Origin of the sequence: Microbacterium pumilum (assembly GCF_039530225.1) — a bacterium.
Classification (GTDB): domain Bacteria; phylum Actinomycetota; class Actinomycetes; order Actinomycetales; family Microbacteriaceae; genus Microbacterium; species Microbacterium pumilum.
The window spans coordinates 3,167,099-3,181,803 of sequence record NZ_BAAAOH010000001.1; the positions used below are offsets into that span (position 1 = coordinate 3,167,099).

Annotated in this window: 15 protein-coding genes and 1 tRNA gene; 4 read left to right on the plus strand and 12 right to left on the minus strand. The window is 69.2% G+C overall.

Annotated features, from left to right (window positions below):
* Positions 1-15 precede the first annotated feature (15 nt).
* Complete coding sequence (pfkB, locus tag ABD188_RS14245; protein ID WP_344067125.1) at positions 16-963, minus strand: 1-phosphofructokinase; 948 nt, start codon at positions 961-963, stop codon at positions 16-18.
* Positions 960-1,745, minus strand: a complete 786-nt coding sequence (locus ABD188_RS14250; RefSeq protein WP_344063572.1) for a DeoR/GlpR family DNA-binding transcription regulator — start codon at positions 1,743-1,745, stop codon at positions 960-962. The genes pfkB and ABD188_RS14250 overlap by 4 nt, the downstream gene beginning before the upstream one ends.
* A 120-nt stretch (positions 1,746-1,865) precedes the next feature.
* Here ABD188_RS14250 and ABD188_RS14255 point away from each other — a divergent pair, with 120 nt between their 5' ends.
* Complete coding sequence (locus ABD188_RS14255; RefSeq protein WP_344063575.1) at positions 1,866-2,786, plus strand: aminoglycoside phosphotransferase family protein; 921 nt, start codon at positions 1,866-1,868, stop codon at positions 2,784-2,786.
* Here the strand turns inward: ABD188_RS14255 and ABD188_RS14260 are convergent.
* From ABD188_RS14260 to ABD188_RS14280, 5 genes are all read right to left on the minus strand, one after another.
* Entirely contained in the window at positions 2,767-3,567 is an 801-nt protein-coding gene (locus tag ABD188_RS14260) for a hypothetical protein (protein WP_344063578.1), read from the minus strand. The genes ABD188_RS14255 and ABD188_RS14260 overlap by 20 nt on opposite strands.
* 7 nt (positions 3,568-3,574) lie before the next feature.
* Positions 3,575-4,348: a hypothetical protein gene (locus tag ABD188_RS14265; protein ID WP_344063581.1), complete on the minus strand. Its 774-nt coding sequence runs from the start codon at positions 4,346-4,348 to the stop codon at positions 3,575-3,577.
* 110 nt (positions 4,349-4,458) lie between these two features.
* Positions 4,459-4,530: transfer RNA gene (locus ABD188_RS14270), tRNA-Gln, on the minus strand.
* 71 nt (positions 4,531-4,601) lie between these two features.
* Positions 4,602-6,116: a glutamate--tRNA ligase gene (gene gltX / locus ABD188_RS14275; RefSeq protein ID WP_344063583.1), complete on the minus strand. Its 1,515-nt coding sequence runs from the start codon at positions 6,114-6,116 to the stop codon at positions 4,602-4,604.
* A 43-nt stretch (positions 6,117-6,159) separates the two neighbouring features.
* Entirely contained in the window at positions 6,160-7,104 is a 945-nt protein-coding gene (locus ABD188_RS14280) for a LysR family transcriptional regulator (RefSeq protein WP_344063586.1), read from the minus strand.
* 81 nt (positions 7,105-7,185) lie between these two features.
* Between ABD188_RS14280 and ABD188_RS14285 the strand changes: the two genes are divergently transcribed.
* The 3 genes from ABD188_RS14285 to ABD188_RS14295 all read left to right on the plus strand — a co-directional run bounded on the left by ABD188_RS14285 (position 7,186) and on the right by ABD188_RS14295 (position 9,939).
* Positions 7,186-8,253 carry an aminotransferase class V-fold PLP-dependent enzyme gene (locus ABD188_RS14285; RefSeq protein ID WP_344063589.1) on the plus strand — a complete coding sequence of 356 codons (1,068 nt, stop codon included), beginning with the start codon at positions 7,186-7,188 and terminating at the stop codon, positions 8,251-8,253.
* A 65-nt stretch (positions 8,254-8,318) separates the two neighbouring features.
* Entirely contained in the window at positions 8,319-8,705 is a 387-nt protein-coding gene (locus ABD188_RS14290) for a RidA family protein (protein ID WP_344063592.1), read from the plus strand.
* A gap of 1 nt (position 8,706) precedes the next feature.
* Positions 8,707-9,939 carry a type III PLP-dependent enzyme domain-containing protein gene (locus ABD188_RS14295; RefSeq protein ID WP_344063595.1) on the plus strand — a complete coding sequence of 411 codons (1,233 nt, stop codon included), beginning with the start codon at positions 8,707-8,709 and terminating at the stop codon, positions 9,937-9,939.
* Positions 9,940-9,998: 59 nt separating this feature from the next.
* Here the strand turns inward: ABD188_RS14295 and ABD188_RS14300 are convergent, their stop codons facing one another.
* The 5 genes from ABD188_RS14300 to ABD188_RS14320 form a co-directional block, all read right to left on the minus strand.
* Positions 9,999-10,775, minus strand: coding sequence for a hypothetical protein (locus ABD188_RS14300; protein WP_344063598.1), 777 nt, complete (start codon positions 10,773-10,775; stop codon positions 9,999-10,001).
* Entirely contained in the window at positions 10,775-11,323 is a 549-nt protein-coding gene (locus tag ABD188_RS14305; RefSeq protein WP_344063602.1) for a hypothetical protein, read from the minus strand. The genes ABD188_RS14300 and ABD188_RS14305 overlap by 1 nt, the downstream gene beginning before the upstream one ends.
* A gap of 123 nt (positions 11,324-11,446) precedes the next feature.
* A complete protein-coding gene (locus ABD188_RS14310) occupies positions 11,447-12,715 on the minus strand; it encodes an MFS transporter (RefSeq protein ID WP_344063605.1) in 1,269 nt (422 codons plus the stop codon).
* Between the two features lie 10 nt (positions 12,716-12,725).
* Positions 12,726-13,490, minus strand: coding sequence for a fumarylacetoacetate hydrolase family protein (locus ABD188_RS14315; protein WP_344063608.1), 765 nt, complete (start codon positions 13,488-13,490; stop codon positions 12,726-12,728).
* Positions 13,491-13,593: 103 nt separating this feature from the next.
* Complete coding sequence (locus tag ABD188_RS14320) at positions 13,594-14,700, minus strand: branched-chain amino acid aminotransferase (RefSeq protein WP_344063611.1); 1,107 nt, start codon at positions 14,698-14,700, stop codon at positions 13,594-13,596.
* Positions 14,701-14,705: the final 5 nt, after the last annotated feature.

The window sequence follows — 14,705 nt, forward strand, 5'->3', positions numbered from 1 at the left end:
GTGGGTGGGGACGGATCAAGCGAGGCGGAACACCTGCACGTCGCCGGCAGGAAGATCTTCTGGCGTGGGCGCCTGGGTGCCCGGGAGGGATGCCGCAGCCGCGCCGTAGCGGACGGCGCGGCGCAGTCGGTCTTCGGGTGATGCCCCTCCGACCTCGGCGAGCAGGTAGCCGGCGAGCGAGCTGTCGCCGGCGCCGACCGTGCTCGCGACCTGGATTCGCGGAGCAGCCGCGTGCCACGCGCCGTCGGCGGTGATGAGCACGGCGCCGTGCTCGCCGAGCGTGACGAGCGCGGCTCGAGTGCGGCTCGGCACGAGGCTCCGAGCCACCCGGAGCATCTCACCCGCGAGGTCGTCGCCGCCGTCGAGTTCGGCGCCCGCGAGGGCGGCGAGCTCCTCGTCGTTCGGCTTGATGAGGTCGGGGGCGGCGTGCGCCACGACCTCGGTCAGAGCCCGGCCGGACGTGTCGGCCGCGATGAGCGGGGCCTGCGCGCCATGGGCGGCACGCACCGCCGCGACGACATCCACGTAGAAGCCCGCGCCCGCGCCCGGCGGCAGCGAGCCGGCGAGCACGAGCCAGCGTGCTCCGGCGGATGCCGCGACCACCGCGTCGATGACGGCTGCTCGGTCGGTCGCATCGAGGGTCGCGCCCGGCAGGTTGAGCTTCGTCGTGACACCCGCCGGGTCGGTGATCGTGAGATTGGCACGCACGTGGCCGTGGATGGGCACCCGTCGCGCGGTCACGCCGGAACTGCGCAGCGCGGCGTCGAACGGATCGTCCGGTGCGAGGGGAAGGACGGCGATCGTTTCCACGCCGGCGGCGGCGATCACTCGGGCCACGTTGATGCCCTTTCCACCGGCATCCTCTCGTGCGGAGGCGGCGGACTGCACCTCGCCGGGCCGCAGCGCACGCTCCAGTGTGATCGTGCGGTCGAGCGACGGGTTGGCGGTCAGCGTGACGATCATGCGATCCATACCTCCACGTCGGCCTCCTCGAGCGCCGCCGCGAGGGCGGGCTCGGGCTGCTCATCGGTGACCAGCAGGTCGATCTCATCCAGCGCGGCGAACCGCACCAGCGACTCGACGCCGAACTTCGAACTATCCACCATCGCTACCACCCGTCGCGCGGCCTTGACAATGGCGGATTTCACGGCGCCCTCGGCCGGGTCGGGGGTGCTCAGGCCGAATCCGGCCGAGATGCCGTTGGTGCCGATGAAGGCGACGTCGGGGCGAAGTGCATCGAGGGCCCCGAGCGTCGCCGGCCCGACCGCCGCGGCGGTGAGACCACGCACCTGGCCGCCGAGCACTGTGAGGCCGATGTCGGGGATCAGGGAAAGGGTGTGGGCGACGGGAACGGCGTGGGTGACGACCTCGAGCTGCGCTCCAGTCGTCGCGATGCGCTCGGCGAGAAGGGAGGCCGCGGCGCCGGTCGTGGAACCGGCATCGAAGACGAGCGAACCGCGGAATCCGACCGTGATCACCTCGAGTGCGCGTTGCGCGATCGCCGCCTTGCGGTCTGAGTTGACCGTCATCCGCTCGGTGATGGATGGCTCGGCGATGCTGACCGTCCTTGCGGGAACCGCGCCGCCGTGCACGCGACGGAGCGCCCCGCGCTGTTCGAGCACGTCGAGGTCGCGGCGGATGGTCTCGGTCGTCACGTCGAGCGTCTCGGCAAGGCCGACGACCGACACGCGTCCCTCTACGGCCAGCAGGCCGGCGATGCGATCCTGTCGCTCCGTTGCGTACATGTGTCTCCTCGACATCGAAGTTGCCTCACGCTACAACACAAACTCACACATCGCAACACATTCGCAGATAATCGCAGATGGACCGAGTCGCATTGCAGGGCTTCGCGATAGCGTCGAGGGATGCCCGATAAGCCCGCCGCCGAGGTGATGATCGATGAGAGCCTCGTCAGGCACCTGCTGCTGTCGCAGGCCGCCGCCATCGCGGATGCTGCGGAGCTTTCTGTGACGAAGGTCGCCGAAGGCTGGGACAGCGAGGTGTGGCGCGTCGGAGCGGAGCTCGCCGTCCGACTCCCCCGTCGTGCGATCGCCGCACCGCTGGTGCTGAATGAGCAGCGCGTGCTGCCCGAGATCGCCCGTCGGCTCGAGCCGACGGGATTGCGGGTGCCCGCGCCGATCCTCGACGGAGTGCCAGACTCCCTCTACCCCTGGCCGTGGTCTATCGTGCCGTGGATCGATGGCGCGCGCGGGATCGACGTGCCGCGCCAGGATCGCTCGGGCTGGGCCTCGGCGCTCGGCCTCGCGCTGGGTGCACTTCACGTTCCTGCGCCGTCGGACCACCCGATCAATCCCTTCCGTGGTGCCCCACTGGCCGAGCGGTCAGCCGCGGTGGCGGAGCGTATCGCGCTCCTTCGAGAGAAAGGAGCGCTGAGCGTGCGGGAAGCGGATGCCGCGGCATCCGTCTGGGCAGAAGGACTCGACGCCGCGTCGTGGGCGGGACCGCCGCTGTGGATCCACGGTGACCTGCACCCGGCGAACCTGATCGCCCAGGGCACGCGACTGGTCGGCATCATCGATTTCGGCGACGTCACGGCCGGAGACCCCGCGTACGACCTCGCCGTCGCATGGCTGTCGTTCGACGTCAGTGGCCGACGCGACTTCAAGGCGTCGACGGGCGGCGGCTATGACGGCGATGCGTGGGTGCGCGCTCGGGCGTGGGGCGCCTCGGTCGCCCTGATGCTGCTCGCGCACAGCGACGACGAACCGGCTTTCGCGCGGCTCGGGCGCGAGGCGCTCGACGAGGTCACGGCAGCATCCCGTTGAGTGTCGTCGGCACGGCCTCCACCCAGACGTCGATACCGCCCTTGCGCGCGATGAACCGGATGACGCTGCCTACCGCGAGCGGCTGCTCGTACGTCAGCGGCATGCCGTCATCGACGGTGAGGTCGTAGACGGGGTCGAGGCCGCGGCCCGCACAGGTCGCCGTGAAGATCTGCCCCTCGTATGACAGCAGGATGCACCGCGACTCGTCGCTTCCTCGCGCGGTCCAGACGCCGACGGTGTCGAACGGCTCGTAGGCTATGACCGATCCGCGCGCGATGCCCCAGTAGTCGAGGTTCTGCGCGAAACCTGGACCGCGCTCGCCCCCGGTAGGGCTCTTGCCGAGCGTGAGATCGGGGCCCGCCGAGTCATCGGGCTGAGATATCCACCACAGTCCTCCGGCGCCGATCACCACTCCGACGACGAGGCTCACACCGGCGACCGCCCACACCGACGGGCGACGCCACCACGGGCGCCGGGGAGCGAGCATCACCGCCGATGGTTCGACCGGTGTCGGCGGATCGCTCTCACCCGCGCCGTCGGGTGCGTTCCGGGCATCTGCAGGAGTGACGACCGCTGCAGCCGGTTCGCCGCGGTCCGGACGTCGCGCCGGCTCGGGAAGGGCGGGCGACTCGGTCGGCTGTTCGCGCGCCAGATCCTCCAGCTCGTGCAGCCGAGCGACGGCGCCCGGATCGCGCTGGATGTCGGCATCCGGACCGTACGCGCGTCTGCGAAGATCGGCGAGCTCGCGCGATCGCCCTGGCGTCAGCGACGGAGCGTCCATGAGCCCATTATCGTCCGGAGGCAGAACGCTGTTCAGCCTCCGGCTCGCGCAGGGTCACGTCGACCTCGTCGCCGTGCAGCTCGAAGCGGATAACCGTCCCCACCGGCACGATGTCGTCGAGCGGCTGCGGTGATCCCGGGTACGCGACGAAGTCGACCGTCGGAGTGAGCCCGTCGGGGGTGCAGCTGGCGTCCGACCATTGATTGACCCAGAACACGACGAGGCACGTCGAGCCGGTCTCACTGATCGCGGTGATCACCTGGAGGTTGTCGAAGGGCTCGAACTCGGTTGGCGGCTCGTTGACCTGCAGCCAGTCCAGCATGCTCGAGAGCCACTCGTCGTCGAGTGCGAGCACGGGGTTCTCGCTCGGATGGAGTGTGGTGTCCGCACCCGGTGCCACAGCCGCGGGAACCATGATCCCGACGAGCACGCCCAACAGGCCGATGATGGCAAGCGAAACCCAGAGCGGAACGCGCCGCCACCACGGCCGCGACTTCTGCGACGGCAGTGGGGCGGGTGCGGAAGGCGGTTCAGATGCCACCGGCGACGCCATCGCAGTGGACCCGTTCCGTGCATCCACGGCGGGCGCGACGGCGGCCGCCGGCTCTGCTGCCTCGAGCACGACGGGCTCGGGCGTGTCAGAACGGAGCTGCTCCTCGAGCTCGTGTAGCCGCTCCAACGCCTCGGGATCGTGCGCGATGTCGGCATCCGGACCGTACGCCCGCTTGCGCAGATCGGCGAGCTCGCGCGAGCGCTCAGGCGTCAGCGACGGAGCGTCCATGTCCCCCATTATCGTCGCCCGGCGCGGCGTCGCGGTCGTGGCCGCCATGGTGATCGACGGCCCGCGTCCGGAAAGCGAAAAACCCCCGCTGAACGGGGGTTTTCTTCTCGCTGGGGTACCTGGACTCGAACCAAGAACAAAGGTACCAGAAACCTCCGTGTTGCCAATTACACCATACCCCAAGGCGCTCGGCCGAGGCCGTGCCAAGCATCAAGTCTAGACGACGCCGGGCGACCCGCCAAACCGAGCGGGATCAGATCGGACGGTCGACGAGAGCCGCGAGTCGGCGGATCGACTCGGCCTTGCCGAGCAGTTCCATCGACTCGAAGAGCGGCGGCGAGATGCGGCGACCGCTGAGGGCGACGCGCAGCGGGCCGTACGCCACGCGAGGCTTGAGCTCCAGCCCTTCGATGAGAGCGCGTGCCAGAGCTTCCTGCACCGCGGCCGCGGTGAACTCGGCTTCCGGCACGAGCTCGATCGCCGCGACCGAGGCGACGAGCACCTCGTTGGCATTCGCCGGCAGACCGGCGAGGGCGTCCGGTTCGTACGTCACCTCAGCGCGGAAGAGGAAGCCCAGCATCGCGGGCACCTCGCCGAGAAGCTGCACGCGCTCCTGCACGAGTGGTGCGGATGCTGTGATGATCTCCTGCTGCGCTGGAGTCGGCGTCTCGTCGACGAGGCCGGCGGAGTGGAGGTAGTGCACGATGCGCGCGGCGAAGTCAGCCGGCTCCAGCATCCGGATGTGATCGCCGTTGATCGACTCGGCCTTCTTCTGGTCGAATCGCGCGGGGTTCGGATTGACGTCGACGATGTCGAATGCGCCGACCAGTTCGTCGAGCGAGAAGACGTCGCGATCGGGTCCGATCGACCATCCGAGCAGCGAGAGGTAGTTGAGCAGACCTTCGTGGATGAAGCCCTTCTCGCGCTGGAGGAACAGGTCCGCCTTCGGGTCGCGCTTCGAGAGCTTCTTGTTGCCGACCTCGCCGAGCACGAGGGGCATGTGCGCGAACCGCGGGATGAAGGTCGTCACTCCCGCATCGACCAGAGCGCTGTACAGCGCGAGCTGGCGGGCTGTCGAAGGCATGAGGTCCTCGCCGCGGATGACGTGGGTGATGCCCATCAGCGCGTCATCCACGGGATTCACGAACGGATACAGCGGCACGCCGCCGGCACGCACGAGAACGAAGTCCGGAAACGATCCCGCGGGGAACGTCACTTCGCCGCGGATCAGGTCGACATACGTGAGGTCGTGGTCGGGCACCCGCAGGCGCCAGGCGGGCTCGCGGCCCTCGGCGCGGAACGCGGCCTTCTGCTCGGCTGTGAGGTCACGGTCGTGATTGTCGTAGCCGAGCTGCTTCGCGCGGCCGTTCGCCTCGTTGCGGGCGTCGATCTCTGCGGCGGTCGAGTAGCTCTCGTACACCGCACCGGCGGCCACGAGCTTGTCGAGCACCTCACGGTACAGGTCGTGCCGCTGCGACTGCCGGTACGGAGCGTGGGGACCGCCGACCTCGACGCCCTCATCCCAATCGATCTCGAGCCAGCGCAGCGCAGCGAGCAGCTGCAGGTAGCTCTCCTCACTGTCGCGCGCCGAGTCGGTGTCTTCGATGCGGAAGACGAGCTTGCCGCCGTTGTGGCGCGCGTATGCCCAGTTGAAGAGCACCGTGCGGATCAGCCCGACGTGCGGCAGACCGGTCGGGCTCGGGCAGAAGCGAACGCGTACGTCCGCGCCGGATGCGGTGGTGGTGCGAGGATCGGGTGAGGCAGACATCGTCATCCAGTCTAGGTGCGGGATGCCGCAGGCCCCGGGCTGGTCACACCCCGGCGGCGCCCACCAGCTTCGCGATCGCGTCCACCGTGGCGCGGATCGCCGGGACGCGGTCGGCGCCGTGCGCTGTGACGACGTGAATGGTGCGTGCTTCAGCGGCCGGCAGCGGCAGCGTCAGGACGCCCGGCAGCTGCGGAAACGACGCCACGGCCATCCGCGGCAGTGTCGCCACGCCTATCCCCTGGGCGACAAGGCCCTCGACCGCCACGAAGTTGTCGGTCTCGAAGGCGATGTGCGGCTCGAAGCCCGCGCGTGCGCACAGCTCGAGCAGATGACCTCGACATCGCGGGCAGCCTGCGATCCATCGCTCCCCCGCGAGCACCGCGACATCGATCCCCGAGGAGGTCGCGGCCGGATGGCCGATGGGAAGCACCACCAGCAGCTCATCGCTTCCCATGGTCCGCACCGACAGTCCGCGCGCGCTCTGCCCGTGCGGATCGTCGCGGTCACCGGGGTAGCTGAACGTCAGCGCGATGTCGGCCCGGTCGGTGCGGACAGCTTCCACTGCCTCGGGCGGCTCGGCCTCGATGTAGGTCACGCTGACTCCGGAGTGCTGCGCAGCCAGATCGGCCAACAGGCGCGGCACGATCGTGGGCGATGCGGAGGGGAATCCGACGAGCCGTACGCGGCCGGCGCGCAGACCCCGGAGGTCGGCGAGTTCGCCCGCTGCCGCATCCAGCGCGGTCGTCACGGCGGGAGCGTGTCGCGCGAGGATCCGGCCGGCTTCCGTCAAGCGCACTGTCCGGCCCACCCGCACCACGAGCGCCACGCCGATCCGCTGTTCGAGGCGTTTGAGCTGCTGGCTGACCGCCGGCTGGCTGAAGCCGAGAGCTGCGGCGGCGCCCGTGATGGTGCCCTCATCCGCGACCGCCTTGACGACGCGGAGAGCCTGTACATCGAAGTCGAGCTCGTCGCCCAGCACGTCGCTCATGCCTAATCATAAGCACATGGCATGTATTCAATGCGATACCTGCCGTAGACGTGAGGTGTACTCGACACGCACGATGGGGGCATGTCATACCTCGCCGCGACGTCTCCCCTCGCTGCAGCTCAGGCGGAGTTCGTCGGTGGCCGCGGGTATCTTGCGGCCTGCACCGTCGGACTGCCCACGCGGACGAGTCGCGCCGCGATCATCGCCGATCTCGATGCCGCCACCCGGGGCCGTCCGGATCCCGCCGCGTACACAGCCGCGGTCGAACGGTCGCGCGGGCACTTCGCACGGCTGGTCGGCGTCGCACCGAGCCGTGTGGCGATCGGATCTCAGGCATCGGTGGCCGCCGCACTCGTCGCGGGCTCGCTCCCCTACGGCGCAGACGTTCTGATCGCCGACGGCGACTTCTCGTCCATCGTCCTGCCGTTCGTCCACTCGGGACGCGGTCTGAGCGTGCGCACCGCTCCGCTCGCGACACTCGCCGACGAGGTCCGCTCCGGGACGGCGCTCATCGTGTTCTCGCTCGTGCAGTCCTCGACCGGCGAAGTGGCGGATGCCGCATCCATCGTCACCGCCGCGCACCGCGTCGGCGCACGCACGCTCTGCGACGCGACGCAAGCCGTCGGATGGCTGCCGGTCGCGGCATCCGACTTCGATGCAGTGATCTGTCACGCCTACAAGTGGCTCTGCGCACCGCGGGGCGTTTCTTTCCTCACGGTCTCGGAGCGCCTCGCGACGGGCATGCCCGCGATCTTCGCCGGTTGGTACGCGGGCGGCGACCCGTGGGTGTCGTGCTACGGCCACGAGGTGGAGCTCGCCTCAGACGCGACGCGCTTCGACGTCTCGCCCGCGTGGCAGGCGTTCGTCGGCGCGGAGCCGGCGCTCGAATTGTTCGCCTCGCTGGACCAGCAGGAGCTGCACGACCACGCGGTCGGCCTGGCGGCGCGCTTCCGCGAACGGATGGACCTTCCGCGCCCCTCTCGCGCGAGCGCGATCGTCACGTGGGCCGACTCGGACGGGTGCGACCTCGCGCGCCTCCAGGCGGCCGGAATCACGGCATCCGGGCGCGCCGGACGAGCGCGCGTCGCGTTCCACGTGTTCAATGGCGAAGCCGACGTCGACGTGGCGGCGGCGGCACTGGGGCGCTAGTCGCACCGATCGGGCACCGGCGCGTCATTGTCCTCGCGGTTCGGTGACCCCTCGAAAGGAATGACATGCCGAAGCAGGCACTGACGATCCCGAACGCCCCGATCCCCGCGGGGCCGTACAGCCATGGCGTCGAGGCCAACGGGTTCATCTTCACTGCGGGATTCGGACCTCAGGATCCGAATACCGGCAGCGTCGTCGAGGGCGGTGCCTACGAGCAGACGCAGCAGGTGCTGCGTAACGTCCAGGCAGTGCTGGCCGCACGCGGTGGGTCGCTCGACGACGTCGTGAAGGTGACCGCGCACCTGCAGCACCTCAAGCGCGATTTCGCCGATTACAACCGGGCCTACGCCGAGTTCTTCACCGAGCCGTATCCGGTGCGCACCACTGTCGGCTCGGACCTGTTCGACATCCTCGTCGAGATCGACGTGGTCGCGGCCATCTCCGAGGTCTGACGTGACGCGCGTGATCGGGCCGGCTGACAAGGGGATGCCGCCCGAAGCTCACGGCCGCTCCGTTGCAGACTTCGTCGCAGGGTCTCCACGACTCACCGACCTGTGGACGCCGCTGCTCGTCCTCGACGGCGCGGCGATCGGCGACAACATCGCCTTCGTGGCTGACTGGGTCGCCGGTCACGGCCTGGAGCTCATGCCCCATGGCAAGACCACGATGGCGCCGCAGCTCTGGCAGCGTCAGCTGCATGCCGGGGCCACCGGAATCACCCTCGCGACCCCCTGGCAGCTCGGCGTCGCGGTCGATGCCGGCATCCGTTCGATCATGCTCGCGAACCAGCTCACGGATCCCGCTGCCATCCACTGGCTCGGGTGCGGCGGCGCAGGCGACGCCCGGGTCTGGAGCTGGATGGACGACGCGGATGCCGTCGCCTGGACCGAGCGCGCGCTCGACGGCCACGCCACGCACCCGCTCGAGATCCTGGTCGAGCTCGGCAGACCCGGTGGGCGCACCGGAGCCCGCACACTCGACGAGGCGGTGCAGATCGCCGAGATCGTCGCCGCCTCGCCGTCGCTTCGGCTTGCCGGCGTCGCGGGATACGAGGGGGCTGTCGCCCACGGGCGCGGTCTCGACGCCATAGACACAGCGCGACGCTATGTCGATGACCTCGTGGCGCTGCACGGCAGACTGCGCGATCTCTACGCCGACGGAGACGTCATCGTCACGGCCGGCGGCAGCGCGTACCCGGATGTCGTCACCGACTCATTCACCGCCGCGGCAGCCGTCGATTCCGCCCGATTCGTGCTGCGCTCCGGCGCGTACGTCACCCACGACGAGGGCTACTACCGCGCGGTGTCGCCGTTCGAACGACACGGCCTGCGGGCGGCAGCCCGTGGCGTCGCCCGCGTGGTGTCGCACCCGGAGCCCGGGCTCGTGCTGGTGGATGCCGGCAAGCGGGACTTCCCCTTCGACGAGGGGCTGCCGATCCCTCTCTTCGCGGTGGCCCGCGACGGCGAACGCATCTCGCTCCAGGGCGCTGAGACCGTGAAGCTCAACGACCAGCACGCGTTCGTGCGATTCGACGATGACCGGGGTGTGCGCCTGGGCGACCTCATCGTGTTCGGGCTGTCGCATCCCTGCACGATGTTCGACAAGTGGCGGCTGATTCCCGTCGTCGACACGCTCGACGACCTCGCGCGGGCAACCGTGGTCGACCTCGTCGAGACCCGGTTCTGACGGCGTCAGCTGCTCACCCCGCGCGGAAACTCGATCCCACGGAACGGGTGATCGGGTCGTCAGTCGTCAGCCGGCGGGGTGATCAGGAAGGCATCGACGGAGTTGTCGTGGTACTGGAAACGCAGAACGCTGCCGTCCGGCAGTCCCTCTGCGAAGTCCGGGTCCTGGACCGGCCATGCCGCGAGGTCCACGATCAAGTCCGCTTCTCGAGGTGTGCAGGCGAGCTCCAACATGATCTCAGCGGAGCGGTACTCGAGCAGCAGGCAGGGGTTGCCGAATTCGTCGATGACCGACCATGGCTCCACTCCCCGATACGTCTCATACGACACCAGCGTCGACCTGTCGACCCGGAACAGTCGGTTGTCATAGATGAGCGGGACGAACTGCTCATGGAACTCGTTCGCAGTCGTGGTTGCCCACAACGTGGCATCAGGATGAGGTCCGAACAGCCGAGTCACTCCCCATGCGATCGCGATCACCGCCAGCACGGCGCCCACTGCGAGTCCGATACGGGCGGATCGTCTCGAGCCCAGGCGCCGCCGACTCGACGACTGCGACGATCCGCGTGCCGACACTGATGACAGGGAGTCCTTCGTCGGAACGGTGCTCGAGGACGCACCCTCCGCTGCGGCGTCAGGCTCCGCATCCGTGGGCTGCTCGACCTCGGCGTCGTCCTGCTCAGCGAAATCGGCAGCGTCAAGACGCCCGGCTTCGAGCTCGGCCAGCCGCGCGAGCCCTTCCGGATCGCCGAAGAGGTCCGCATCGGGGCCGTACGCACGTGCTTGAAGCTTCCGCAGTTCGCCGGCGTCACCTGAGGGGACGCGAGATCCCGCCATCAGCCCGTCCCATCCGGCGTGAGAACGAACGCCTCGACCGTGTCGTTCCGAAGAAGGAATCGCAACCTCTCGCCCTCGGCGAGACCATGCCCGGCCGTGTCGACGAAGAGGTCCGCGGCGGCAGGCACGCATGCCCGTGCGACGACATCGGTCGTCGGACGGTGGACCGCGATGAGACAAGGGGACCCGAACGCATTCACGGCCGACCAGAGTTCGATGCCCTGAAAGGTGCCGAAACCCTCCAGAGTCGAGAGATCGATCTCCATCTCGCCCCCGCCGAACCCGGGGCGCGGCGTGAAGTCGAACTCGCTCCCCTCCGATTCCATCAAGGAGAGGAGGTCCCCATCGGGGTCGTCGCCCGTCGGCTGCATCGTGGCGTCCGGGCGCGGCCCCGACACCAGGATGACCGTTCCGATGATCACGCCCAGCGCGATCACCGCGAAGACGAGAAGCGCAATCGATATCCCCTGCTTCGCGGTCGCGCGCTGCCCGTCCCCGTGCGCATCAGCCCCAGCTCCGGCGCCCAGGGACGGTGACATCTGCCCCATGGGCCGGACCCTACACCGCGCCGGGTGGAAGCGCCATGCTGATCGTCGGTCGCCGCGGTCCGGAGATCTCAGCATCCACGCTTCGCACCCGCGACGCCTGCAGCGGCGGACGCCATCGACCGGTCAGCCACTCCGGACGTCGCCGGGAACCGCGGCCGCACGCCCGAGCGGCGCGAGCGCGACGGTGGCGATGACGGCCACGCCGACCACGAGGGCGAGCCCGCCGTAGCCGATCCACGCCAGCACCACACCGGCGAGGATGGCGCCGATCGCGGCGACAAGGCTCATTGTGAGATCGCTGAGCCCCTGCCGGCGCGTGCGCTGGGACTCCGCCGACGCCTCGGTGAGCAGTGTCGACCCGGCGACGGTCGTCGCGCTCCATCCGAGTCCGAGCAGCACGAGGGCGATGGTGACGAACACCGTGGACTCCTGACCGAACGACGCGGTCACCAGCGCTGCCGCGAGCAGCACCTGACCGAGAAGGATCGTCGGCACGCGGCCGACCCGGTCGGCGAGGATGCCGAACACGGGCGACAGGGCGAACATGCCCGCAACATGGAGGCTGATCGTCAGGCCGATGACCGTGAGCGAGGCACCGTGATGCAGCAGATGCACGGGGGTCATCGCCATCACCGACACCATCACCCCGTGCGCGGCCGCGACGGCGAAGATCGCATACCGGGCGATGATCGGCCGATCGGCATTGGCGATCGCCTCCGCACCCGGCGCCGTCGCCGCGTGCGTGGTCACGCGCTGCGCCAGCAGCAGCGGATCGGGTCGCAGCCAGATCAAGTACAGCGCGACCGCCAGCAGCTGCGCCACGATCGTGAACAGATAAGGACCGGTGAGGTGCGGCATCCCGAATCTCTCGCCGAGCAGTTCACCCGGACCGGTCAGGTTGGGTCCGAGCACGGCGCCGATGGTCGTGGCCCAGACCACGAGCGAGAGATCCCGGCCGCGCGTCGCATCGGTGGCGAGGTCGGCTGCGGCGAAGCGCGTCTGCAGGTTCGCCGCCTGCGCCGCGCCGATCAGCCCGAAGGCGATGAGCAGCAGCGCAAACGACCTCAGCCCGGCGGCGAAGACGACCAGCAGCACTCCGGCGAGGGCGCCGACCATCCCGCTCGTCAGCGCCGGTCGGCGCCCGCGCCGCCGCGCGAACGCGGCGAGCGGCACCGCGAACGCCGCGGTGCCGAGCGTGATCGCCGCGGTGGCGAGCCCGGAGAACGCCTCGTCGCCCGAGATCTCGGCCGCAAGCACCGCGCCGAGCGAGATGCTCGCGCCGAAGGCGAGACCGCCGAGCACCTGCCCGACCGAGAGCACCCACACCGTTCGCCGCTGCACATCGGCGATCGCCGACGGCGCCAGTGCCGCGGCATCCGACGACTCAGCCATGGGTGCTCTGCTACGCGTCGCGGGCGACGTTGCGCAGGATGCCGAGCCCCGTGATCTCGACCTCGATCACGTCACCCGCGACGAACGGGCCGACGCCGGCCGGCGTTCCGGTGAGGATCACGTCGCCGGGCAGCAGCGTGAAGGCAGCGGACGCGTACGCGATGATGTCGGCGACGGAGTGGATCATGTCGCTGATCGGGCCGTCCTGAGCGACCTCGCCGTTCAGGCGTGTGACGATGCGCGCGCCGTCGAAGGCGAACTCCGTCTCGATCGCGGGACCAAGCGGACAGAACGTGTCGAAGCCCTTGGCGCGTGCCCACTGTCCGTCGGTCTTCTGCAGGTCGCGTGCGGTCACGTCGTTCGCGATCGTGTAGCCGAAGACGTAGTCGAGCGCCGACTCGGCGGGGACGTTCTTGGCGATGCGCCCGATCACGGCGGCCAGCTCGCCTTCGAAGCTGGTGAAGGTCGTCTGGGTCGGGCGAACGATGGCGTCGTTGGGCCCGATGACGGACGTGTTCGGCTTGAAGAACAGCATCGGCTCGACCGGCACCTCATTGCCGAGCTCGGCCGCGTGCTCGCGATAGTTCCGCCCCACGCACACGACCTTCGAGCGTGGGATCACCGGCGCGAGCAGTGCGACTTCGGCGAGCGGAACGCGCTCCCCCGTCGTCTCGTAGCCGGCGAACATCGGGTCGCCGTCGAGGACGACGAGCTCCCGTCCGTCGACGATCCCGAACTTGATCGAGTCGTTGTGGCTGAAGCGCGCTATCCTCACCCGCCCAGCCTAACGAGCCCCCACCCCCACCGTTTACGGACGCGACACGCCGCGCGTCCACGCGGTGACACGGCGTGTCGCGTCCGTAAACGGAAAGGCGCGGTCAGCCGTCGAGGCGGACGAGCCAGCCGTGGCGGTCTTCGCGACGGCCGTACTGGATGTCGGTGAGCTCTTCGCGGAGCGACAGCGCGAGCTCGCCGATCGGCTGCTCGTCGAGGAACCCCTTGCCCTTGAGCACGCCGATCGGCGTCACGACCGCGGCGGTGCCGCACGCGAACACCTCGACGATGTCGCCGGATGCCACGCCCTGCCGCCATTCGTCCAGCGAGATGTTGCGCCCCTCGACCTTGTGCCCCCGGTCGATCGCGAGCTGCAGGATCGAGTCCCGCGTGATGCCCTCGAGGATCGACTCGGACTGCGGCGTCACGATCGTGCCGTCCTTGAAGACGAAGAGCACGTTCATGCCACCGAGCTCTTCGACGTTGCGGTCCTGGTCGAGGAACACGACCTGGTCGCACTCGTTCTCATAGGCCTCGGACTGCGGCAGGAGCGAGGCGGCGTAGTTGCCGCCGGTCTTGGCGGCACCCGTGCCGCCCTTGCCGGCGCGGGCGTAGTCCTCGCTCAGCCAGATCGAGACCGGCTGCACGCCGCCCTTGAAGTAGGCGCCTGCCGGCGACGCGATCACGTAGTAGTTGACCTTGTGCGCGGGCCGCACTCCGAGGAACGCCTCCTTGGCGAACATGAAAGGCCGCAGGTACAGGCTCTGATCCTGACCGCTCGGCACCCACGCACCGTCGACCGCGATGATCTCGCGCAGCGACTGGATGAAGTACGGCACCGGCAGCTCCGGCAGCGCGAGACGCCGCGCCGACCGCTGCAGGCGGCGCCCGTTCTGGTCGGGCCGGAACGTGTGGATCGAGCCGTCGGCATGGCGGTAGGCCTTGATGCCCTCGAAGATCTCCTGGCCGTAGTGCAGCACCGCGGCAGCAGGATCGAGCGAGATCGGACCGTACGGCTGCACCCGGGGCCGGTGCCAGCCGCCGCCGATCGACCAGCAGATGTCGACCATGTGATCGGTGAAGCTGGTGCCGAATCCTGGGTTCACCAGGATCTCGTCGCGCTGCTTCGGGCTCTTCGCCGCGAGGTTCTTCGTGACGGCGAACTCGAGCGGGGCGAGTCCGGTGTCGGGATCGATGTCGATGATGGTCATCTGAG

Bases quoted from the DNA above. Each gene is read 5' to 3' on its own strand.
- ABD188_RS14265 (WP_344063581.1), bottom strand. From the start codon at position 4,348: ATGGACGCTCCGTCGCTGACGCCTGAGCGCTCGCGCGAGCTCGCCGAT.
- gltX (WP_344063583.1), bottom strand. From the start codon at position 6,116: ATGTCTGCCTCACCCGATCCTCGCACCACCACCGCATCCGGCGCGGAC.
- ABD188_RS14320 (WP_344063611.1), bottom strand. From the start codon at position 14,700: ATGACCATCATCGACATCGATCCCGACACCGGACTCGCCCCGCTCGAG.
- ABD188_RS14300 (WP_344063598.1), bottom strand. From the start codon at position 10,775: ATGGCGGGATCTCGCGTCCCCTCAGGTGACGCCGGCGAACTGCGGAAG.
- ABD188_RS14310 (WP_344063605.1), bottom strand. From the start codon at position 12,715: ATGGCTGAGTCGTCGGATGCCGCGGCACTGGCGCCGTCGGCGATCGCC.
- pfkB (WP_344067125.1), bottom strand. From the start codon at position 963: ATGATCGTCACGCTGACCGCCAACCCGTCGCTCGACCGCACGATCACA.
- ABD188_RS14290 (WP_344063592.1), top strand. From the start codon at position 8,319: ATGCCGAAGCAGGCACTGACGATCCCGAACGCCCCGATCCCCGCGGGG.
- ABD188_RS14255 (WP_344063575.1), top strand. From the start codon at position 1,866: ATGCCCGATAAGCCCGCCGCCGAGGTGATGATCGATGAGAGCCTCGTC.
- ABD188_RS14260 (WP_344063578.1), bottom strand. From the start codon at position 3,567: ATGGACGCTCCGTCGCTGACGCCAGGGCGATCGCGCGAGCTCGCCGAT.
- ABD188_RS14305 (WP_344063602.1), bottom strand. From the start codon at position 11,323: ATGGGGCAGATGTCACCGTCCCTGGGCGCCGGAGCTGGGGCTGATGCG.
- ABD188_RS14285 (WP_344063589.1), top strand. From the start codon at position 7,186: ATGTCATACCTCGCCGCGACGTCTCCCCTCGCTGCAGCTCAGGCGGAG.
- ABD188_RS14250 (WP_344063572.1), bottom strand. From the start codon at position 1,745: ATGTACGCAACGGAGCGACAGGATCGCATCGCCGGCCTGCTGGCCGTA.
- ABD188_RS14280 (WP_344063586.1), bottom strand. From the start codon at position 7,104: ATGAGCGACGTGCTGGGCGACGAGCTCGACTTCGATGTACAGGCTCTC.